General features: G+C 60.5%; 30 protein-coding genes. 25 read left to right on the top strand and 5 right to left on the bottom strand.

Going from position 1 to position 20,180, the window contains the following annotated elements; translation table 11 throughout:
• Window positions 1-22: 22 nt before the first annotated feature.
• The 13 genes from ACK5JE_RS08160 to ACK5JE_RS08100 all read left to right on the top strand — a co-directional run bounded on the left by ACK5JE_RS08160 (window position 23) and on the right by ACK5JE_RS08100 (window position 9,905).
• Window positions 23-286: a helix-turn-helix transcriptional regulator gene (locus ACK5JE_RS08160; RefSeq protein ID WP_416801199.1), complete on the top strand. Its 264-nt coding sequence runs from the start codon at window positions 23-25 to the stop codon at window positions 284-286.
• An 11-nt stretch (window positions 287-297) separates the two neighbouring features.
• On the top strand, window positions 298-786 hold the full coding sequence (locus tag ACK5JE_RS08155; RefSeq protein ID WP_416801198.1) for a hypothetical protein: 489 nt from the start codon (window positions 298-300) through the stop codon (window positions 784-786).
• On the top strand, window positions 783-1,403 hold the full coding sequence (locus ACK5JE_RS08150; RefSeq protein ID WP_416801197.1) for a GIY-YIG nuclease family protein: 621 nt from the start codon (window positions 783-785) through the stop codon (window positions 1,401-1,403). The genes ACK5JE_RS08155 and ACK5JE_RS08150 overlap by 4 nt, the downstream gene beginning before the upstream one ends.
• Window positions 1,403-2,230 (top strand): ATP-binding protein, encoded by an 828-nt coding sequence (locus ACK5JE_RS08145; RefSeq protein ID WP_416801196.1) that lies wholly within the window; start codon window positions 1,403-1,405, stop codon window positions 2,228-2,230. Before ACK5JE_RS08150 ends, ACK5JE_RS08145 begins: the two co-directional genes overlap by 1 nt.
• A 6-nt stretch (window positions 2,231-2,236) precedes the next feature.
• On the top strand, window positions 2,237-2,875 hold the full coding sequence (locus ACK5JE_RS08140; RefSeq protein ID WP_416801195.1) for a hypothetical protein: 639 nt from the start codon (window positions 2,237-2,239) through the stop codon (window positions 2,873-2,875).
• An 11-nt stretch (window positions 2,876-2,886) separates the two neighbouring features.
• Window positions 2,887-3,741: a P63C domain-containing protein gene (locus ACK5JE_RS08135; protein ID WP_416801194.1), complete on the top strand. Its 855-nt coding sequence runs from the start codon at window positions 2,887-2,889 to the stop codon at window positions 3,739-3,741.
• The gene (locus ACK5JE_RS08130; protein WP_416801193.1) at window positions 3,738-4,220 is read left to right on the top strand and encodes a DUF6511 domain-containing protein; all 483 of its coding nucleotides are present in this window, start codon (window positions 3,738-3,740) and stop codon (window positions 4,218-4,220) included. Before ACK5JE_RS08135 ends, ACK5JE_RS08130 begins: the two co-directional genes overlap by 4 nt.
• Window positions 4,217-4,951 carry a PD-(D/E)XK nuclease family protein gene (locus tag ACK5JE_RS08125; RefSeq protein ID WP_416801192.1) on the top strand — a complete coding sequence of 245 codons (735 nt, stop codon included), beginning with the start codon at window positions 4,217-4,219 and terminating at the stop codon, window positions 4,949-4,951. The genes ACK5JE_RS08130 and ACK5JE_RS08125 overlap by 4 nt, the downstream gene beginning before the upstream one ends.
• Window positions 4,948-5,199 (top strand): DNA-binding protein, encoded by a 252-nt coding sequence (locus tag ACK5JE_RS08120; RefSeq protein ID WP_416801191.1) that lies wholly within the window; start codon window positions 4,948-4,950, stop codon window positions 5,197-5,199. Before ACK5JE_RS08125 ends, ACK5JE_RS08120 begins: the two co-directional genes overlap by 4 nt.
• Window positions 5,183-7,447: a phage/plasmid primase, P4 family gene (locus tag ACK5JE_RS08115; protein WP_416801215.1), complete on the top strand. Its 2,265-nt coding sequence runs from the start codon at window positions 5,183-5,185 to the stop codon at window positions 7,445-7,447. Before ACK5JE_RS08120 ends, ACK5JE_RS08115 begins: the two co-directional genes overlap by 17 nt.
• Window positions 7,448-7,581: 134 nt before the next feature.
• Window positions 7,582-8,046: a crossover junction endodeoxyribonuclease RuvC gene (locus tag ACK5JE_RS08110; RefSeq protein ID WP_416801190.1), complete on the top strand. Its 465-nt coding sequence runs from the start codon at window positions 7,582-7,584 to the stop codon at window positions 8,044-8,046.
• A gap of 28 nt (window positions 8,047-8,074) precedes the next feature.
• Window positions 8,075-8,443: a DUF6362 family protein gene (locus tag ACK5JE_RS08105; protein ID WP_416801189.1), complete on the top strand. Its 369-nt coding sequence runs from the start codon at window positions 8,075-8,077 to the stop codon at window positions 8,441-8,443.
• Between the two features lie 211 nt (window positions 8,444-8,654).
• Window positions 8,655-9,905 carry a site-specific DNA-methyltransferase gene (locus ACK5JE_RS08100; protein WP_416801188.1) on the top strand — a complete coding sequence of 417 codons (1,251 nt, stop codon included), beginning with the start codon at window positions 8,655-8,657 and terminating at the stop codon, window positions 9,903-9,905.
• On the opposite strand, the gene ACK5JE_RS08095 is transcribed toward ACK5JE_RS08100, so the two are convergent.
• Together ACK5JE_RS08095 and ACK5JE_RS08090 are read right to left on the bottom strand one after the other, a co-directional pair.
• Window positions 9,906-10,337 carry a DUF3489 domain-containing protein gene (locus ACK5JE_RS08095; RefSeq protein WP_416801187.1) on the bottom strand — a complete coding sequence of 144 codons (432 nt, stop codon included), beginning with the start codon at window positions 10,335-10,337 and terminating at the stop codon, window positions 9,906-9,908.
• Window positions 10,338-10,389: 52 nt separating this feature from the next.
• Window positions 10,390-10,605, bottom strand: coding sequence for a hypothetical protein (locus tag ACK5JE_RS08090; protein ID WP_416801186.1), 216 nt, complete (start codon window positions 10,603-10,605; stop codon window positions 10,390-10,392).
• Window positions 10,606-10,779: 174 nt separating this feature from the next.
• On the opposite strand from ACK5JE_RS08090, the gene ACK5JE_RS08085 reads away from it, so the two are divergent.
• Both ACK5JE_RS08085 and ACK5JE_RS08080 read left to right on the top strand, forming a co-directional pair.
• A complete protein-coding gene (locus ACK5JE_RS08085) occupies window positions 10,780-11,091 on the top strand; it encodes an HNH endonuclease (protein WP_416801185.1) in 312 nt (103 codons plus the stop codon).
• A 120-nt stretch (window positions 11,092-11,211) separates the two neighbouring features.
• The gene (locus ACK5JE_RS08080) at window positions 11,212-11,673 is read left to right on the top strand and encodes a phage terminase small subunit P27 family (protein ID WP_416801184.1); all 462 of its coding nucleotides are present in this window, start codon (window positions 11,212-11,214) and stop codon (window positions 11,671-11,673) included.
• Here ACK5JE_RS08080 and ACK5JE_RS08075 read toward each other — a convergent pair whose 3' ends face one another.
• From ACK5JE_RS08075 to ACK5JE_RS08065, 3 genes are all read right to left on the bottom strand, one after another.
• Complete coding sequence (locus ACK5JE_RS08075; RefSeq protein ID WP_416801183.1) at window positions 11,674-12,183, bottom strand: DUF2846 domain-containing protein; 510 nt, start codon at window positions 12,181-12,183, stop codon at window positions 11,674-11,676.
• Window positions 12,184-12,352: 169 nt separating this feature from the next.
• Window positions 12,353-12,463: a DUF3024 domain-containing protein gene (locus tag ACK5JE_RS08070; RefSeq protein ID WP_416801182.1), complete on the bottom strand. Its 111-nt coding sequence runs from the start codon at window positions 12,461-12,463 to the stop codon at window positions 12,353-12,355.
• A 29-nt stretch (window positions 12,464-12,492) separates the two neighbouring features.
• Window positions 12,493-12,693: a hypothetical protein gene (locus ACK5JE_RS08065; protein WP_416801181.1), complete on the bottom strand. Its 201-nt coding sequence runs from the start codon at window positions 12,691-12,693 to the stop codon at window positions 12,493-12,495.
• Window positions 12,694-12,738: 45 nt separating this feature from the next.
• Here ACK5JE_RS08065 and ACK5JE_RS08060 point away from each other — a divergent pair, with 45 nt between their 5' ends.
• The 10 genes from ACK5JE_RS08060 (at window position 12,739) to ACK5JE_RS08015 (ending at window position 20,058) form a co-directional block, all read left to right on the top strand.
• The gene (locus tag ACK5JE_RS08060) at window positions 12,739-14,436 is read left to right on the top strand and encodes a terminase large subunit (RefSeq protein ID WP_416801180.1); all 1,698 of its coding nucleotides are present in this window, start codon (window positions 12,739-12,741) and stop codon (window positions 14,434-14,436) included.
• Window positions 14,436-15,803, top strand: coding sequence for a phage portal protein (locus ACK5JE_RS08055; RefSeq protein WP_416801179.1), 1,368 nt, complete (start codon window positions 14,436-14,438; stop codon window positions 15,801-15,803). The genes ACK5JE_RS08060 and ACK5JE_RS08055 overlap by 1 nt, the downstream gene beginning before the upstream one ends.
• Window positions 15,766-16,494, top strand: a complete 729-nt coding sequence (locus ACK5JE_RS08050) for a head maturation protease, ClpP-related (protein ID WP_416801178.1) — start codon at window positions 15,766-15,768, stop codon at window positions 16,492-16,494. Before ACK5JE_RS08055 ends, ACK5JE_RS08050 begins: the two co-directional genes overlap by 38 nt.
• A gap of 90 nt (window positions 16,495-16,584) precedes the next feature.
• A complete protein-coding gene (locus ACK5JE_RS08045) occupies window positions 16,585-17,796 on the top strand; it encodes a phage major capsid protein (RefSeq protein WP_416801177.1) in 1,212 nt (403 codons plus the stop codon).
• Window positions 17,797-17,898: 102 nt separating this feature from the next.
• Window positions 17,899-18,093 (top strand): hypothetical protein, encoded by a 195-nt coding sequence (locus tag ACK5JE_RS08040; RefSeq protein WP_416801176.1) that lies wholly within the window; start codon window positions 17,899-17,901, stop codon window positions 18,091-18,093.
• Between the two features lie 12 nt (window positions 18,094-18,105).
• Window positions 18,106-18,525 carry a head-tail connector protein gene (locus tag ACK5JE_RS08035; RefSeq protein WP_416801175.1) on the top strand — a complete coding sequence of 140 codons (420 nt, stop codon included), beginning with the start codon at window positions 18,106-18,108 and terminating at the stop codon, window positions 18,523-18,525.
• Window positions 18,522-18,851 carry a phage head closure protein gene (locus ACK5JE_RS08030; RefSeq protein WP_416801174.1) on the top strand — a complete coding sequence of 110 codons (330 nt, stop codon included), beginning with the start codon at window positions 18,522-18,524 and terminating at the stop codon, window positions 18,849-18,851. The genes ACK5JE_RS08035 and ACK5JE_RS08030 overlap by 4 nt, the downstream gene beginning before the upstream one ends.
• Before the next feature lie 9 nt (window positions 18,852-18,860).
• On the top strand, window positions 18,861-19,124 hold the full coding sequence (locus ACK5JE_RS08025; RefSeq protein WP_416801173.1) for a hypothetical protein: 264 nt from the start codon (window positions 18,861-18,863) through the stop codon (window positions 19,122-19,124).
• On the top strand, window positions 19,121-19,801 hold the full coding sequence (locus ACK5JE_RS08020) for a hypothetical protein (RefSeq protein WP_416801172.1): 681 nt from the start codon (window positions 19,121-19,123) through the stop codon (window positions 19,799-19,801). The genes ACK5JE_RS08025 and ACK5JE_RS08020 overlap by 4 nt, the downstream gene beginning before the upstream one ends.
• Before the next feature lie 53 nt (window positions 19,802-19,854).
• Window positions 19,855-20,058, top strand: coding sequence for a hypothetical protein (locus tag ACK5JE_RS08015; RefSeq protein WP_416801171.1), 204 nt, complete (start codon window positions 19,855-19,857; stop codon window positions 20,056-20,058).
• Window positions 20,059-20,180 lie beyond the last annotated feature (122 nt).

Raw genomic sequence — 20,180 nt, 5'->3', positions numbered from 1 at the left:
AACGACTGAATGGGAGTCATAAATGGTTTACCCAACCCCCTCTTTTGACGGCAATACGCCACAGGCCGACACGGCCCACCTCTCACCTGGCGACCGCCGGGTTCTGAACGAAAACGAACTCGCACAGCGCTGGGGCGTGAGCCCCAAGACTCTGCAGCGCTGGCGCGGCGAAGGCATCGGCCCTCGGTATCTGAAGCTCTCTCGCCGCGTTTCCTACCCCATCGAAACCATTGTGGAATTCGAGCAGCGCGTCTTGCACCGCTCGACCTCCGAGCGCGTGGGCTAAGGGGGATCGACATGCACGACATCACTATTCTCCCCACCGAGCTGATCCGGCTGCTCAAGACCGATCTCACGCGCCTGGACGCCACCCGCCTGCAGGAACTGGTGATCGGCGTGGATTACGAGATCGCCATGCTGAAAAAGGCCAAGGCCCAGATCGACACAGCTTTGATCAAACGCTACGGCGAGCAAGCCCAAGCCGCCCTTGCCGCCACGGGCCGGGACTTCGGCACCGCCCACATCACAGACGGCTGCGTGGCCATCAAGGCCGAATTGCCTAAGCGCGTGCGCTGGGATCAGGAAAAACTGGCTGAAATCGCGCGACGCATCACGGCCACTGGGGACAACGTCGCCGATTTCATCGACGTCAAGCTCTCTGTTTCCGAGTCTCGCTATACCGCCTGGCCCCCAGCGCTGCGTGAGCAGTTCGCCCCCGCCCGAACCGTCGAAGCTGGCAAGCCCACCTTCACCTTGACTATCGCAGACAAGGAGACCGCACAATGAATAACTCGAACATCTGGCTATTCAAAGGCTCATTTGAAGACGCACGGAACTATGGCCGCAGTATTCCTGTTGCCGGTCATCTTGGGTACGTTTATATCATTTCCTTCTCAGGACGGATCTGCAAGCTGGGCTGCACTCAAAATATCGGGCAGCGACTGAGCACGTACAGCTCCGAGATGGCACGGTACGGCCGCTCGGCCTCCCATTGCTGGATCTCCCGCCCTCATTTCAACTACCACGCAGTCGAACAGCAAACACTGTGCACAGTCGATGCAACTCGTCATGGCGAAGTGATCATGGCTTCCAAAGAAGCAATCAGCGTCGCCGTCGAAAAGCAGCACCTGGATCTCGTTGCACCACCAGATTATGGCGCTCAATATCGTGCCTCTCACGAATTTGTCGACCATCTGATCAACGAATTGACTACATCGTTGAAAGCCATACGCAGACCGTCGCCAATTTCAATCGTTCAGAAGGCCCTCAAAACATATAGCGATCTTGGACGTCTTAGCGGCCTATCACCGGCTGAAAGCATGATCAATACCCTTGCGGTGGTCGAGGCCGATACCGGCTTGGATCTGTCAACGATGCGACGTGTGGCCGCGGAGGTGGCGTGATGGCACTTCCTATCATTTCCGCCGACCAGCGCATCGCAGAGCACTCGGGTGCGAAGATCGCACTGTTTGGCAAACCTGGGATCGGCAAGACCACACTGCTCAAGACCCTACCGGAGGCTAGCACTCTGTTCGTAGACCTCGAAGCGGGCGACCTGGCGGTCAAGGACTGGCGCGGCGACTGCGTGCGCCCTGCCACCTGGCCGGAATTTCGCGACCTCACGGTGTTTCTGGCAGGGCCCAATCGGGCATTGCCGCCAGACTCGGCCTTCTCCGAGGCGCACTACCAGGCGGTGTGCGAACGATTTGGTGATCCATCGCAGCTTGCCAAATACGACACCTATTTTGTCGATAGCCTGACCGTGCTCTCGCGTCTGGCCATGGTCTGGGCCAAGGCCCAACCACAGGCCTTTTCAGAGCGCACCGGTAAGCCTGATAGCAGGGGGGCCTACGGCCTCCTGGGCCAGGAAATGGTGACCGCGCTGACCCACCTGCAGCACGCCCGGGGCAAGAACGTCATTTTCGTCGCCATCCTCGACGAAAAGGTCGACGACTTCAATCGGCGCATCTTCGTGCCGCAGATCGAGGGTAGCAAAACGGCTTCAGAGCTTCCCGGAATTGTCGATGAAGTCGTGACGCTCTCTGAGATCAAGGCCGAGGATGGCTCGTCCTACCGCGCGTTTGTCTGCCAGACGATCAACCCCTTTGGGCTACCCGCCAAGGACCGCTCGGGTCGTCTAGATGTGCTCGAACCGCCCAACCTCGGTGCCTTGATCACCAAATGCACCGGCACCGCTGTGCCCACCAAATCCACAGAACATCAGGAGTAATCCACCATGACGAACAACAACAACGCCAGCTGGAACGACTTTAACGACGCTGAGAGCCAATCCGGATCCTTTGACCTCATCCCCAAAGGCACCATCGTGCCGGTGCGCATGACCATCCGTCCCGGTGGCTACGACGACCCAGCACAAGGCTGGACAGGGGGCTACGCCAGCGAATCGTTCGAGACGGGATCCGTATATTTGTCCTGCGAGTACGTTGTCCTGTCAGGGGAATACGCCAAGCGCAAGGTCTGGTCGTTGATCGGGTTGCACTCTCGCAAAGGCCCGACTTGGGGCCAGATGGGGCGCTCGTATATCCGCGCCGTGCTGAACTCCGCACGCAATGTCCACCCCAAGGACAACAGCCCACAGGCAGCCGCCGCGCGACGCATCCAAGGCTTTGCCGATCTGGACGGCATCGAGTTTCTCGCCCGCATCGATATCGAAAAGGACGGCCGGGGCGACGACCGCAACGTGATCCACGTGGCCATCGAACCCGATCACCCACAATACGCCAAGCTCATGGGTGTGCCGACCAAGGCTTCAGGCGGCGGCACTTCCGGTGCACCAGCGCAGGTAGCACCCGCGTACCAGGCGCCGGATCCGCAACGTGCACCCGTGACGGGCAAACCGTCGTGGGCGCAGTAAGGGAGGTCGCCATGAACGCATCCATGCCCACAGCCAGCCACTACGGTGTCGTGCATTTCGGCGATCTTGACTGCGAGGCGGTCGTTCTCACCACCGGAGAGCGCGGCTACGTCCGCAAGGAACTGGCCAAGCTCCTCGGTTTCCACAAATCGCACAAGGGTGGCCGTTTCGTCCGTTTTCTGGCTGATATTGCGCCTAACTCATTGTCTCTATTGGAGAAATCATCTGGGCCGATTTTGCTGCCATCGGGACGCCAGACCCAATTCTTTCCTGCAGGCATCATCGCGGACGTGGCCACCTCCGTGGTGGATGCAGCCATTGCAGGCACGCTGCACCGCGCACGCCAAGGCATCGTCGGTAACTGCCTGACGATCATGCACGCTCTTGCCACTACTGGCGAGGTCGCGCTGATCGACGAGGCCACTGGCTACCAGCACCACCGCGCACCCGATGCGCTGCAGGAGCTGATCTCCAAACTGCTACGGCAGTCCTGCGCCTCGTGGGAGCGACGCTTTCACCCGGACTACTACCGCGCTATCTATCGGTTGTTCGGCTGGAAGTACCGGGGCCACGACCAGAACCCTCCGCATGTCGTCGGTCAGATCACGCTGCGCTGGGTCTACGGGCCGGTGCTGCCAGAGGACTTGCTGGGCGAGATCCGCAATCGCAAGGGCATCTCACAAAAGCACCACCAGTGGCTGACTGAACAAGGACTCGCCCATTTGGAATCACAGATTCACGCGGTCACGGCGATTGCGCGCAGCTCGATGAGCTACCCCGACTTCAAGCGCCGCTGTGAGGCAGCCTTTGCTGGTGCTGCTTTGCAGCTGGGCTTGTTAGACGACTGGGACGAGGGGGACGCGTGAAATGCTGGATCTGCTCACGATCTACACGTGGCTACGGTCACACGGATGGCAGGTTTGCGCCAGGCGAGCCCAGGCGCTATCCCGCCAATTGGGTGTTCTGCTCAAAACGCTGTCAGAACATCTTTCATGGGTTCTACGGCAACTGGCTGAGGGTGCAGGACGGCTTGGCAAATCTCAGGGAGATCAAGATGGAAAACATCACTGAAATTGAACGTGATGCCATGCACCAATGCCTGAAGGCCTTCGGGCAGGCGGCAGAAGCCATTGGCTTCAAAAAGCCCCTGGGTGAGTACAGCGAAGCCGAAGCGCTTCAGGTGATCGAGGCCATCGTCGGAGGCTGGACGCAGGCCATGACTGCACACCATGAGCAAGCCAAGTACCCGCCCGTCCGAGGGGTGGCACCTGCTGCTGACCCACTGGACGAAAACCCCTTTGCCGGGATGACTGACGATCTGCCCTGGGAGGAGTCTGTCAAATGATGGATTTCAATTCATCTGCCACGCTCTCGGATCGCCTCCAGGCCCTGGTGGACGATGCCTTGGTGGCTGAACGCGATGCAACCACACCGCGCCAGTACCTCGGGGCCTCGCGCCTGGGGGTGGCCTGCGAACGCGCCCTGCAGTACGAGTACGCCAAGGCACCCGTCGATCACGGTCGCGACTTTACTGGGCGCATCCTACGCATCTTTGAGCGCGGCCACGTCATGGAGGACATGATGATCCGCTGGCTGCGAGCGGCTGGCTTCATTCTGCGCACCGAAGGCAAGGACGGCCAGCAATTCGGCTTTGCTGTGGCGGGCGGCAAGTTGCGCGGGCATTGCGATGGTGTGCTCGTCGACGGCCCCGAGGGCTTTGCCTACCCGGCGCTGTGGGAGAACAAAGCGTTAGGCAGCAAGTCTTGGACCGACCTCGTCAAAAAAGGCCTGGCGATCTCAAAGCCCGTCTACGCCGCCCAGGTCGCCGTCTACCAGGCCTACCTGCGCCTGCACAAAAACCCGGCCATCTTCACGGCGATTAATGCCGACACGATGGAGATCTACACCGAGGCGGTGCCCTTTGATGCAGCGCTCGCCCAGCGTATGTCAGACCGCGCAGTGAAAGTCATCACCGCCACCGAAGTCGGTGAGCAGTTGCCGCGCGCCTTTCACGATCCCACCCACTTTGAGTGCCGGATGTGCCCTTGGCAGGACCGGTGCTGGAGCAAGCCATGACCAATACCCCTCTGACTCACTCAATACTAAACGAACGGCTCATCGACTCCCAGAAGGCCTCTCACTGCCTGAATCTACCGCTGCATTGGCTCACCCACACCAAAGAGCGCCGCGCGCGTGGCATCCCGCACTACCGGGTGGGCAAACTCCTGCGTTTCAAACTGCATGAGCTGCAAGCCTGGATGGCCAACCAGCAAGGTGGCACCGACAACAACCTCGCGGAGGGTGATGATGCTGGACTTCAATGATGCCGTCCTGCCGCAGGCAATAGCACCCTTGGATCGCGTTGCAATTCACCAGACCCTGCTCGGTCGCCTCGAATCGGTGCTCACCACGATGTTCCCTGCGGGAAAGGTACGACACGGTAAGTTCTACGTGGGCGACATCTACGGAGCACCCGGCGAGAGCCTCGAGGTCGTGCTCGTGGGCGAAAAAGCAGGCCTATGGACAGATCGCGCCACAGGCGACGGGGGCGACATCTTCAACCTCATCGCCATGTACGCCGGGATCAACGCCAGCACCGACTTTGGGGCGGTCCTAAGCCACGCAGCTGATCTGGCGGGCCACGCTCCGGCGATGCCTGCTGCACCTGCCAGACGCGAGCCACCCACAGACGACTTGGGGCCAGTGACGACCAAGTGGGACTACCAGGACGCCGAGGGCAGGCTCATTGCCGTGGTCTACCGCTATGACCCGCCTGGCCGCAGGAAGGAGTTTCGGCCTTGGGACGCAGTGCGCCGCAAGATGGCACCACCCGAGCCCCGGCCCCTGTACAACCAACCGGGTATGGTGGCAGCAGATGACGTCATTCTGGTCGAAGGCGAAAAGTGTGCTCAAGCCTTAATCGACACAGGTCTTGTGGCCACCACAGCCATGAACGGGGCCAAGGCACCTATCGAGAAAACCGACTGGAGTCCGCTGGCAGGCAAGGATGTCGTCATCTGGCCCGATCGGGATAAACCGGGATGGGAGTACGCCACAGCCGCTGCCCAGGCGGCACTCGCTGCCGGGGCGGTCTCGTGCGACGTGCTGCTACCACCAGATGACAAGCTCGAAGGGTGGGACGCAGCCGATGCGCTGGCCGAAGGCTTTGGTGTGGCTGACTTCATCGCCCACGGTCCACGCATGAACGTCAAACCCACGACCTCGGCCCCTACCCAGCAGACGAGCGTCTGGGCCACCGATGATGCGCTCGCCTTGGCCTTCACGGAAACCTACGCCGAGGACTGGTGCTACGTAGCCGGTTGGGGCAAGTGGCTCGTGTGGGACTCGCGTCGCTGGCAGACTGATGACACGCTTCTGGTCAGGCACCTGATTCGGGCCATCTGTCGCGATGCTGCCACATCGGCCTCATCACACCGCCTGGCCGCAAAACTTGCTGCCAGCAGCACTGTGGGCGGCGTCGAGCACCTCGCAAGGACTGATCGCAGGCACGCGGCCACCACCGATGAGTGGGATGCCGACGTGTGGTTGCTCAATACGCCAGGCGGCGTGGTGAACCTGCGCACAGGCCACCTCCGAACGCACGACCGGGCCGAGCGCATGACCAAGATCACTACCGCTACGCCCAAAGGCAAACCCACGCTGTGGCTGTCGTTTCTGGACGACGTCACCGGTGGCGACAAGGATCTACAAGCCTATCTGCAACGCGTGATCGGCTACTGTCTGACGGGTTCGACTGCGGCTCACGCCCTGTTCTTTCTCTACGGCACTGGGGCAAACGGCAAGTCAGTGTTCGCGAACGTAATTACCACCATCCTCGGTGATTATGCCGCTAACGCCGCAATGGATACCTTCATGGATGTCCGGGGCGACCGGCACCCCACCGATCTTGCTGGGCTTCGTGGTGCCCGGATGGTCTCTTCGATCGAAACCGAGCAGGGACGCCGCTGGAACGAGTCCAAGGTCAAGGCGATCACCGGTGGCGACAAAATTTCTGCACGCTTCATGCGTCAGGATTTTTTCGAGTACACCCCGCAGTTCAAGCTTGTGATTGCAGGCAACCACAAGCCCTCTATTCGCAACGTCGATGAGGCTATGAAGCGACGCCTGCACCTGATCCCGTTTACGGTCACGGTGCCATCTGCCAAACGCGACGAACAGCTCACCGAAAAGCTCTTGTCCGAGCGCGACGGCATTCTTTCATGGGCTCTGGCCGGATGCCTGGCTTGGCAGCGTGAGGGATTAAAGCCCCCAGCGGTTGTCGTCCAGGCCACCGAAGAATACTTCGACGCCGAGGATGCCATGGGCCAGTGGATTGAGGAGCGCTGCTTTACCGGCAAAACCCACCGCGAGGCGATCTCTGATCTCTTTGCCGATTGGCGCGAATGGGCTGAACGTGCCGGGGAGTATGTGGGGTCGGTGAAGCGATTTTCCGAAGAAATGACCACGCGCAAGTTCGAAAAATGCCGTCTGCACGGTGGCGTCCGTGCGCTTGCTGGCATCGCCCTACAGCCCAAACCCTACTCCGGCTACAGCCCCTATCACGACAACTGAAATGCGCTGTGGTGACAGATGGGACAGATTCACTGGTTAACCCGCTACGCCTGCGTGCGCACACGCACGTAAGGGAGTTAACCGGTAGACCTGTCAAACCTGTCACCAAAACTGAAATTGAACAGGAATTGACAATGATCACAACAGTTCTCGCCCTGGACCTGGGCACGACAACCGGCTGGGCACTGCGCCTGGTCGATGGCACCACGACCAGCGGCACCGAATCCTTCCGTCCTCAGCGTTTTGAAGGCGGCGGGATGCGCTACCTGCGCTTTCGCCGCTGGCTCTCAGATCTACGACAGACAGCGGGCAGCATCCACGCCGTCTACTTCGAAGAGGTCAGGCGCCACGCTGGGGTCGATGCCGCCCACGCCTATGGTGGGTTCCTTGCTCACCTGAGCGCATGGTGCGAGGGCCAGAACATCGCCTACCAGGGCGTACCAGTGGGCACGATCAAAAAGCACGCCACGGGAAAAGGCAACGCGGGAAAAGAAGCGGTCATTGCCGCCACGCAGTCCTGGGGCTTTGACCCAGCCGACGACAACGAGGCCGACGCCCTGGCGATCTTGCACTGGGCACTAGCCACGCAGGGGGTGTGATGTGGCCTGCCAATGGACCGTAGAACAGGTGGCATCGCGCCTGGAGCAGGCCTCTGCCACCGCCAGGCGACTGCCTGCCGTGCGCGTCCAGGGCCACTTCAATGCCTGGCCAACCATCTTGCGCGAAGCCTGGGAGACGATGGCGGCCGATGATCCACCAGAACAGCACTTCCCGCCCTCACCTGAGGCCGTTGACCGGATGCTGGAAGTCATGCGCTGGATGCTGTGGCTCGACCCTTCTGCCAGGCACCTCGTCTGGCTGCGTGCCGCAGGCACCCCATGGCCCGTGGTGTGTCGCAAGACGGGGCTGTCGCGCACCACGGCATGGCGACGTCAGCATGCCGCTCTGGGAATTGTCGTGAATTATCTGAATGAACAAAATCGGCATTGCGCGTGAATCGCCGTACTCACCGCCACGAATGAGGGAAACCGGGTACTTCCGAGGTCAGAGGCAGGTGAAACACTTTCGGCGTTTTTGCGTAGAATTTCAGCTATCTTCTGGACAGAAGTGCGGATGACAAGGAAACCGCGTCGCCGCACCCAGAAGCCCACTTTGATGAACCCGCTTCGGACTCAATCCGTGGCGGGTTTTTTATCGCCTATTCGCCATGGCCGACTTGCAAATCGAATACCGCCGCACAGAGTCCTTGATTCCGTATGCCCGCAACGCCCGCACGCACAGTGACGCTCAGGTCGCTCAGATCGCAGCGAGCATTCGGGAGTTTGGATTCAACAATCCTGTGCTCGTTGACAGCCGCTACGGCATCATCGCGGGCCACGGCCGTGTGCTCGCCGCCCGCAAGCTCGACATGGACGAGGTGCCGGTGATAGAACTCTCGCACCTGACCGACTCCCAGCGCCGCGCCTATATCCTGGCCGACAATCGGCTTGCTCAGAACGCGGGCTGGGACGAGGAACTGCTGCGTCTGGAACTGGCGGATCTCAAGCTCCTTGATCTGGATCTGGAACTGCTGGGCTTTGCCAACGACGAGATCGACCGGCTACTGGACGGTGGTGATGACGATAAACAGGGCCTCACAGACGACGATGCGGTGCCGGAGGTAGCTGAGGACACGGTCACGCAGCCTGGCGACATCTGGCTTCTGGGCAACCACCGCGTGCTGTGCGGCGATGCGACCAATGCAGAGGACTACGCACGGTTGCTGGGCGGCGAGCTTGCCGACATGGCCTTCACCGACCCGCCGTACAACGTCAACTACGCCAATTCCGCCAAGGACAAGCTGCGTGGCAAGAACCGTCCGATTCTGAATGACAACCTGGGCGACGATTTCCAGGGGTTCCTCACAGCCGCCTGCACCCACCTGCTGGCTGTCACCAAAGGCGCGGCGTACATCGCCATGTCCTCGTCCGAACTGGACACCCTGCAGTCGGCCTTTCGCGCGGCAGGTGGCAAGTGGTCGACCTTCATCATCTGGGCCAAGAACACCTTCACGCTCGGTCGCGCCGACTACCAGCGTCAGTACGAGCCAATCCTCTACGGCTGGAAGGACGGCACCGATCACTTCTGGTGCGGAGCGCGCGACCAGGGTGATGTGTGGCAGATCAAAAAACCCGCCAAAAACGACCTGCACCCGACGATGAAGCCGGTGGAACTGGTGGAACGCGCTGTGCGCAACAGCAGCAAGACCCGCGACGTGGTGCTCGATCCCTTCGGGGGCTCGGGATCGACGCTGATTGCCTGTGAGAAATCCGTGCGCGCGGCACGGCTCATCGAGCTCGACCCGAAGTACGTCGATGTGATCGTGCGTCGCTGGCAAGCGTTCACAGGGCAGACAGCCTCTCGCGAGGCCGATGGGGTGATGTTCAACAGCTTGGTCAATGCTGCAGCTCAAACTTAATCAGACGCTGCGATAGATCCGATCTTGTCCAGGCAACTTGTCCGACGTGATGGCCAGCCCTTTGCGCTTGAAGGTTCCTGCCAGCGTCCCGCGAACCGTGTGCGCCTGCCAACTGGTCGCCCCCATGATCTGTGCGATGGTCGCACCCTCGGGGCGCTGCAACAGGCTGACCACCAACGCCTGTTTGCTGCCTGCTCGGAATCCCTGTGGGCTCCCACCAACGGCTTGTGGGGCGGGCTCGGCACCGTCTGCAGCTACGGCAACGTGCCACACGCCATCGATCTGCGTGATCGCGCCTTTGGCGACGAGGCTTTGCAGCACCTTCCGGCGCGCACCGCCCTTGATGTTTTCTGGAAACCACTGGATCCGACCATCGGTGCGGGTAATGGCGTGTTCGACGATGGTCTGCTGAGTGGGCGTGAATTGAGTCATGGTCGTACTCCTGTGGATTGGCCTGGCCGTGTGGCCAGGCGGATGTCGATAGTCATTCGCCTTCGTTGAACACACGGTCGCTCAGGTTGGTCAAAACCTCCAGGTACTGCGTGAGATCCCCGACGTTGCCCCAGCACATGTCCTCGGGCGCCAGCCCAAAGTGATCGTCGGCGGCTGCCTGCAGGCGGGCGAGCTTGGCCTGGATCTCGGTGGCCAACACCACAAAGGTGTCGAGGGCGTGCTCTTGGTTGCGGGTGGTGGTCGTCATGGCTTGTGCTCCTTGATGGTGTGCGTTGCGACACCTGTATGAACGCTTCTTTTGATTGAGAACCCAAGCCGATTCCGATTGTTTTTCAGAGAGTTTCAATTGCCCCGTGCCGCACCACAGCCTTGCCAACACCCGGGTTGTCCACGACTGCGTGCGTGCGGTGGCTACTGCGCAGTGCACCAAAAGGACAGCCGACAGTGGGACAGCGCGGTCCGAGCAAGGGCAAGGCAGAAGACCCGAGCCTTGGCGACCAATGATGCGCGCTGGCGTGCGCTACGCGAGCGTGTGCTGCAAGACGAGCCACTGTGTCGACAGTGCACACAAGCAGGACGCTTGCGCGCGGCAAGCGTGGTCGACCACGTCAATGGCAACGCGACGGACAACAGCCCAAGTAATCTGCAGCCGCTATGCATCAGCTGCCACGCAGCCAAGACGGCGCGCGAGGACGGCGGCTTCGGTAACCCCACACGCCGCCCCGGCCGGTGATGTTTTTATCCCGTGGGGGGAGTCAGATCTCTGGCTCCCATGCGCCACGATCCGCGCGCCCAATCAAATTTTTGCGGCCGCGAATTAAACCACCGGGGGCTATAGCCCCTGACTATCAAAATGCGAGGAAGAAAACCCACACCCACCGCCCTGAAGATTATCGCTGGCAACCCCGGCAAGCGCCCCTTGAACGCCCATGAGCCACAGCCTCGAGGCGAGCTGATTGATCCGCCAGAATGGATGACAGATCGCCAGAAAGATACCTGGCGCGAGGTGATTGAACTCTCACCGCCCGGCCTTCTGAAAGATGTGGATGGTTCGGTATTCGCCGTCTGGGTCGTCGCCTTCGATCTGTACCAGGAGGCCAGCGACAAGCTCGCGCGCACGGGGATGCTCATCAAGGCGCCCAATACCGGCGTGCCGATGCAATCGCCCTATCTGGCCATTGTGAACAAGCAAGCGCAGATCATGATGAAGGCGGCTGCCGAGATGGGTTTCACCCCGGCGTCACGCTCCCGCGTGGTCGTCAAACGCGAAGGAAAAAAAGTCGACGACCCGTGGGGGGCGATTGCCGGGGGCTAATTAAGCTGGTTTCTTGCTGTCAGAAGCGTTCGAATCTGCTGGATCTTTTAAGGGGCCACTACATGTACCACTTTTCGCTAACTCGAGTTTAGAGATGTTTGTCTTTGCTTTTTCTGGCTCTACGACCTCCAAATCCGCGCCGCCGACAAAAACACCGAGCTTAATGTATTGCCGCACGAAATAGTTTTTTCCTCGCTCCAGAAGCAGGCTAAGGCTATTTGGCGAGAACTCTGACTCAGTAGAAATCGTATATTTTTCGTCACCGGGTAACTGTCGATAAAAGAAAACACCTGACGCCGATTCACCAAGGCAGTCATCATTAACCCATATGTCTTTTTTCAGCGCCTGGCCAACAATAGAATCTCGATAAACGTACAGTCCGGCATTCCCGTCGGCGGGCACCTCAAACCTCTTGGCCTGAGCAGATGCTTCTTTTGACTCCATTGGCACAGAAGCACACCCGCCGAGGATCGACGCCACAAAAATCGCAAGCACTGCCTTTCTAAACATGTTTCCACCGACAAAAGTTTAGATGATTACGCTCATGCATCCATGGGGTCGAATTTTCGTAGTGAAGCTTTTGATCCCGTCTGACGCATGAGCCAAAAGAATCTTTTTATATCATAAATTTTCTATTTGTGTCGTAAATTGGAGTGAATAGGGCCAAGACGATGCACAGTTATCCCCAAAAGCAGCAGCACGGATCGGCATCGACCTCAGCCACGAATTCCTCCAGCGTGCGCACCGGAGGCAGTGGCTCGTAGCCATGCCATTTGAGGTCAGCACGCATCCAGTAAATCTTCCACACGCGCTGCGTTTTCACCACGTGGTTTTGGCGACCGGCTCAAGCATCCTGGAACCATCGTACAGAACTCGGTCCTCCTGGATCAGTACGGACTGACCTTCGACCGCATAGACGATATCCAACTGGTCCCGAATTTCGGGCCTAGGCCTGCGCTTCTCCACAAAGTCACCCACCACGCGCTTGATGCGCTGCAACTCCAAGTCACTGAAAGCCACCGCTCTCTCCTTTAAAGCCTGCCAGTTACCGGCAGCTGTCCGTCCGTGCCCAAATATACCGAAATCGCCCACCGCTACGCTCAGTCCGTGGTTGCGGGGGAGATTGCCGCCTGCCAATGGGTCAAAAAGGCCTGCGCAAGGCACCTCGCTGATCTGGAGCGCTTCAAAGGCAAGGCCGCTGCCTACCGGTTTAACCCAATGCTGACCGACAGCGCTGGCCGCAGGTACCGCCCCGCCGACAATCTATGCGCCTTCGTGGAACTGCTTCCCCACATCAAGGGGCCGCTCGCTGGCACCCACATCCGCCTGGAGCCCTGGCAGGTCTTTGTGCTCACCACCATCTTTGGCTGGGTCGACAAGGCGGGCCACCGCCGGTTTCGTCGGGTCTACATCGAGGTGCCCCGGGGTAACGCCAAGTCCACGCTGTCTTCGGCAGTCGGCCTGTATATGCTCACCGCAGACGGCGAAGGCGGCGCTGAATGCTATTCGCTGGCCACCACCCGGGATCAGGCCAGGATCGTCTTTGGGGACGCGCAGGCGATGGCCCGCAAGTCCGCGGGCTTTCGGGCACGCTACGGTGTGACGGTAGGGGCCCACAACATCCACGTACTGGCCTCGGCCAGCAAATTTGAGGCCTTATCTGCCGAAGGCTCCACGTTAGACGGCCTAAACATCCACTTTGGCTGCATCGATGAGCTGCACGCCCACAAGACGCGCACCGTCTACGATGTGGTAGAAACCGGCACCGGCAAACGCGACAATTCGCTGCTGTGGGTCATCACCACCGCCGGGTCGGATCGCGCAGGTATTTGCTTTGAGGTGCGCACGTTTGTCACCAAGGTGCTCTCGCGCGTGATCGAGGACGACAGCCAGTTTGGCATCATCTACGGTCTGGACGATGGCGACGACTGGGGCGCTGAAGAGTCGCTCATCAAAGCCAACCCCAACTGGGGCATCTCGGTGCGCCCCGAAGTCATCTTGCCGCTGCAGGCCAAGGCGTTGCAGTTGCCATCGGCCACGAATAACTTTAGAACCAAGCACTGCAACGATTGGGTAAGCGTAGATACCGCCTGGATGGATATCCGAGCCTGGGAGCGGTGCACCGATCCCGGCCTCTCGCTGGATGCGTTCGAGGGCAAACCCTGCTGGATCGGGATCGACCTCGCGAGCAAGGTCGATATCGCCTCAATGGCCATCGCCTTTGAGCAGGACGGCAAAGTGGTGGTGTTTGTGCGCCACTTCCTACCCGAGGACACGGTGTTCTCGGCGGCCAATAGCCAGTACCAAGGCTGGATGAATGCGGGGCGCCTGACGGCCACCCCCGGCAACGTGACCGATTTCGGCCAGATCGAGGCCGAGCTTCTGGACTGGAGTGCCCGCTTTGAGATCAAGGCCGTGGCCTTCGATCCCTTCCAGGCCACCCAATTCTCCACCCGGATGCTCGCCGAAGGCCTGCCCATGATCGAGGTGCGCCCCACGGTGCTGAATTTCTCCGAGCCCATGAAGCAGCTCGAAGCGCTCGTGCTGCAGGGCAAGCTCGCCTTCGATGGCGATCCGGTGCTCACCTGGATGGTCAGCAACGTCGTCTGCCACCGCGACGCCAAGGACAACATCTACCCGCGCAAGGAACGCCCCGAGAACAAGATCGATGGCGTGGTCGCCTGTCTCATGGCCTTGAACCGCCTGATGCTCGATGCTGGTGAAGCGGGAGTCATTGAACAGGGATTTGTGGTGATCAACTGATGTTCAAACTCTTTGACTTCTGGGGCGCAAGCCCCACCCCGACCGAAACGCCTTCGAGCGTCCGAGTTGAACCCACCCTTGGGATCATCGCCAATGCCGTGGCCTGCCCCGTGCCATCGTCCGATGCGATCCGGATGTTCGAGATCTTTGGCGACCCAACGACCTCGGCAGGCGCCGTGGTCAACGCCACCACCTCCATGCGCGTCTCGGCGGTCTTTGCCTGCGTGAGTCTCATTGCTGGATCCGTCGCACAACTGCCGCTTCCCGTGTACCGGCGAGACGGCCAGGCGCGCACCCGCATCGATCACCCCTACTGGTGGGTGCTGAACGAACAGTTTTGCCCCACCTGGGCGGCCACCGCCGGCTGGGAGTTTCTCGTCACCCAGATGCTGTTGCGAGGCGACGGCCTGGCCTATATCGACCGAGGGCGAGACGGCGCCATGCGCGCGCTCATCCCCTGGCCACGCGACCGGGTCGATATCGCCTGCCAGCGCGAGACCTCGCCGCGCAGCATCCACCGGCTGCAATACACCTTCTATGCCGATGAGGGTTACTTCACGGCAGACCAGGATGATGTGCTGCACTTGCCTGGCTTTGGCTTTAACGGGGCGCAGTCCATGTCAGTCATCCAATGGGGGGCTCGCAACGGGATCGGCATCGCCATTCAGGGCGACGATCACGCGGGGCGCTTCTTCAATAGTGGCGGCAAGCCCGAGGTGGCCATCCAGGCCGCTGGCCGCATGAGCCTGGATCAGCAGGAGGATTTTCGCGCCGCATGGGTCGCTAAATACAGCGGACCGACGGCCAACACCAAGATCCCGCTCATTCTCACCGAGGGGCTCGATGTCAAGGAGCTGACCATGTCGGCGGTCGACCAGCAACTGCTCGAATCGCGTCAGTGGCAGGTGATCGATATTGCCCGCGCCTTTGGCGTACCGCCCCACATGATCGGTGAGACGACGAAATCCACCAGCTGGGGCTCGGGCATCGAGCAGATGTACATCGGCTTTGTGCGCAACACCCTGGGCTCACATCTGAAACGCATCAAGGATGAACTGAACAGGAAGCTCTTTCGCACCCCTGCACTATTCGTTGAACACAACGTCGATGGCTTTATGGCGGGCGACAGTCAGGCCCAGGCCACCTATTTTGGCAAAGCGCTCGGTGGCCCCGGCGCCCAGGGTTGGATGACCGTCAACGAGGTAAGGCGCCTTAAAAACCTGCCGCCCATCGAAGGCGGCGACACGCTCTATCAGCCAGCCGTACCCGTTCCCACCAACCGCGACAGCACTCAAACCGACAACCTCCAATCACCCGAGAAGGATACCAATGAGAATCCCCAATCTGCTGCAGCTGGCGCGCGATAACGCAGCGCACTCGAAACCCCTACGCCTGCAGGCGAACGACCCGGAACCGACTATTTACCTGCATGGCGTCATCGGGGGCTTTTGGGGCGATATCGACGAAACGGACTTTGCCAAGACGCTGGCGGCCACCACGGCCGACGTCATTCACCTTCGCATCGACTCGCCCGGGGGCGATGTCTTTGCCGCACGCGCCATGATGACAGCGATTGCCCAGCACCCGGCGCGCATCGTCGCCCACGTCGATGGCCTGGCCGCCTCGGCCGCCACCGGCCTGTGCATGGCCTGCGACGAGGTGCGCATGAGCCAAGGCGCGGGATTCATGATCCACAACGCCTGGACGGTCGCCATGGGCAATCGGGACGATTTCATGGACGCCGCCGCGCTGCTGGAGAAAATCGACGCGGGGCTGGCCACCGACTATGCCCGCCGCACCGGCAGGCCCGTTGATGAGATCACCGCCTGGATGGATGCCGAGACCTGGTTTACCGCCGAGCAGGCGCTCGACGCGGGCTTTGTCGATCAGGTCGATCAGGTCGTGGGCAAACGTGAGGCTCGCGCCTGGAACCTGTCGGCCTACCGCCACGCGCCGACCGAACCGCCTGCGGCAGGCCCAAGCCCGGATGCGGCCCTTCTCGCCCATCGGGCGGCCATCGAGCGGCGATTCGCCCTCTTCGAGCGGCTGCCCGCATAGGTCTGATTTCTCCCTGCCCTCTCCTGCTGTTTCCCTCCTTTGGCCCGCCTCCTGGCGGGTTTTTCTTTTTCTACTTGAAGGATTCCCACCATGTTCCATCTGCAAGCCGAACGCGAACGGCGCACCGCCCTCGCCAAAGAAACCCGCAACCTCCTCGACCAACATCCCGGCGCCGCCTGGACCAACGACCACCAGAAGCAGTACGACGAGCGCGTGGCCGAGATCGAGCGCATCGACGAGGCCATTGCTCGTCACCAAAAGCTCATGGATCTCACCGCCGAGGAACATGTACGCACTGCCGTGCGTGATACGGCCCCGACAGGCACCAAGGACGAGGCCGTGGCCCTATTCGATAAATGGTGCCGGGGCGGCGACAACGCTCTCTCCCCCGACGAATGGCGAGCGGTGCGCAACACCATGTCGACCACCACCGACTCCGAAGGCGGCTACACCGTGCCCACGACGGTGGCCACCACCATTCTGGATGCCTTGAAGGCCTACGGCGGCATGCGTGCTGTGGCCGATGTGATCCGCACCACAACGGGCGAGGCGATGAACTTCCCGACCTCGGACGGCACGAGCGAAGAAGGCGAACTCGTGGGCGAGAACACCGCTGCCACCGATGCCGATATTTCCTTTGGGGTGAAATCGCTGCCCGTCTACAAATACAGTTCCAAAGTCGTCACAGTCCCCTGGGAACTGCTGCAGGACTCGAGCGCCGACATTGAAGGCTTCGTGCGGGACCGCCTGCAAAAGCGTCTGGGGCGCATCACCAACAAGCACTTCACCGTCGGCACCGGTTCGAGTCAACCGAACGGGCTCATCACCGCCGCCTCGGTGGGGGTGACCGGTGCGGTGTCCGCCACGGCGAAAATCACCTACGACGACCTCGTCGATCTTGAGCATTCAGTGGATCCAGCCTACCGGGCGGCAGCCTCCTGGATGATGCACGACGATATGCTCAAACTCATCCGCAAGGTCAAGGACACCGATGGTCGCCCCATCTTTGCCCCTGGCTACGAACAGGGCAACCCGGGGGGCGCCCCGGATCGGCTGCTTAACCGCACGATCACCGTCAACCAGAGTATCGCAAGCCCTGCGGCCTCGGCGGTGTCGCTCGCCTTTGGCGACTTCAGCTACTACAAGATCCGAGACGTCCTGGCCGTCACCCTTTTCCGGTTCACCGACTCGGCCTACACCAAGAAGGGCCAGGTCGGGTTTCTCGCCTGGATGCGCGCGGGCGGCAACCTCGTCGATGTGGGCGGCGCTGTCAAGACCTTCAAGCACGGCGCGGCGTCCTGATCACCCAAATCACTCAGTGATCCCCCCGGTGACTGCGCCTGAGTAGCCTGGCCAGTCACCACCCCCCTTCCCTATTTCTTCCCTCTATACAGAACACACGCTATGAGCAAACCCACCAAGGATGAAACCGTCGTCTGCGCCGTTCGCATGGACTGCATCTATGGCAAGCACGACGATGTGATTGAACTTCCCGCACCTGAGGCCATGGCGGCCGAGCAAGCCGGATTCGTTGACTCCCACCCGAACGCCATCGCTGCCATTCGGGAGCAAAAACCCACGGAGCAACAAACTTCGTAGGAGAGCAAGCCCATGTTACGTGTGACTGTCGCCGCCACAGAGGAACCCGTCACGGTCGATGATGTGAAGGTCATCTTGCGCTTGGGCGATACTGGTTTTGACACCGTACTGCCCGCCATGATCGTCGCTGCACGCGAGATCGTGGAGCGGCAAACGGGGCTTGCGCTTGCCTCGGCCACTTATGAGTGGACGCCTAATGCAGGTCGCACCGAGCCTTTGCCGCTATTACCGGCCGTAATCACCAGCGGCGAGGGCATCTACCCAATGACTCTGCAAACGACAGCCACCATTACTCCAGAGGCATTGAAGGCCGCCATGTATCTGCTCGTAGGTGACATGATCGCTAACACCGAAGCCTTCACCGAGCGCGCATTGGTCGAAAATCCTGCCTTTGACCGGCTCATCGCCCCTTATCGACGGGCACTTCCATGAAGGCCGGACAGCTCAATCGACGCATCGAGATCCAGGAGAAACAAGGCGGTCTTGACGAGTATGGCGAACCTATCCCCGGTCAATGGACGACTATTCACACCGTCTGGGCATCGATTCGCTTGCTCTCCGGGATGACCGCCGTGAAATCCAACATCGAAGTATCGGTCATCAACGCCAGCGTGCGCATCCGCTATCTCCCTGGTATCACAGCCGCCATGCGCATCGTCTACGACAACAAATATTACGACATCCAGGCTGTCCTGAACGATGAGGCAGGCCGTGTCTACACCGACATCCTTGCCAAGGTCGGCATCAATACTGGCTAACTCATCACTATGAATCATACCTACAAGGACGAGATCGACTCGATCCTCGCGCAACAGCGTCTGCACACCGAGCAGATCCAGGAATTGTGCGCGGTGGTCAAGAAGATCGAAACCGACACCGCTGGCATCGTGGACGTCTTCCAGAGCCTGAACGGTGCATTCAAGGTCCTGCACTGCATCGGCAAGCTCGCACGCCCCATCGGTTGGATCGCCGCTGCCATCACGGCAGTGGTCGCGGCCTGGACTTCCATCAAGCACGGAGTCATCAAATGAAAAAACCTCGCGGAATTCGTAATCACAATCTGGGCAACCTGCGCTGGGGTGATCCCTGGCAGGGCCTGGTACCAGAGAAGTGGCGCACCGACAAGACGTTTTGTCAGTTCGTGTCGGCGGCCTACGGCATCCGGGCCTTGGCCAGGACCTTGATCACCTACCAGGACAAGTACGGGCTTCGCACTGTGCGCCAGATCATCGGCCGCTGGGCTCCGGAGTCTGAAAACGACACGGCAGCCTACATCCGAGCGGTGGCCGCGCAAACCGGATATGCACCCGATGATCGGCTGGATATGCAGTCCTACCGGGATATCAAGGCGGTGACTGAAGCGATTATCCGGCACGAAAACGGTCGCGGAGTTCTGTCCACACCCAACACCTGGTACGACAGCCAGACCGTCGACAAAGGCCTGGCCCTGGCTGGCGTCGAGCCACCCAAAAGGGCGGCAGGGTCGGTTCCAATCACCCGCGAGACCATCGGTGCTACGGCTACCGGCGGGATGGGCATCGCCCAGATTGCGGACGTCTTGCCGCAGGTGTCTGACGCCATCAACCAGGCGAACGGCCACCTTTCAAGTGGTTCCGCTGTGCGCATGGGCATTGGCATCACGCTCGTAGCCATTGCCATCTTCATTGCCTGGGCGCAGGTACGACGCCACCAGGCGGGGACGCTGTGATGTGGGCGGTGATCTGGGCTGGCCTCTGGCCACGCGTTCAAGGGTGGGTGCTCATGGCGGCGGCCACCTTGCTTGTGCTCACCGGCGCCTACGCCGCCGGCAGCCGTGCCGCCAGACGATCAGCGCAGTTGGACGCCGCGCGCAAAAGCATCAAAGCCCAGAAGGAGGCCCGTCGTGTGGAACAGGAAATTGATGCACTGGACGATGATGCTGTGCGTCGTCGTGCTCGTCGCTGGGTGCGCGATCAGAGGCGGTGACTACTGCGACATTGCAAAGCCAATCTGGTGGGGCAGCACCCAAGGGTTGGAGGCCACTCCAAACCAGATTACGCGGCAAGTCATCAAGCACAATGAGCAATGGTCAGCGCTGTGCCTACAGA

The organism is Castellaniella sp., from assembly GCF_047971665.1.
Taxonomy (GTDB): Bacteria; Pseudomonadota; Gammaproteobacteria; order Burkholderiales; family Burkholderiaceae_B; genus Castellaniella.
Note: the sequence above shows the minus strand (reverse complement) of the source record. Positions and strands in the feature narration are given on the sequence as shown.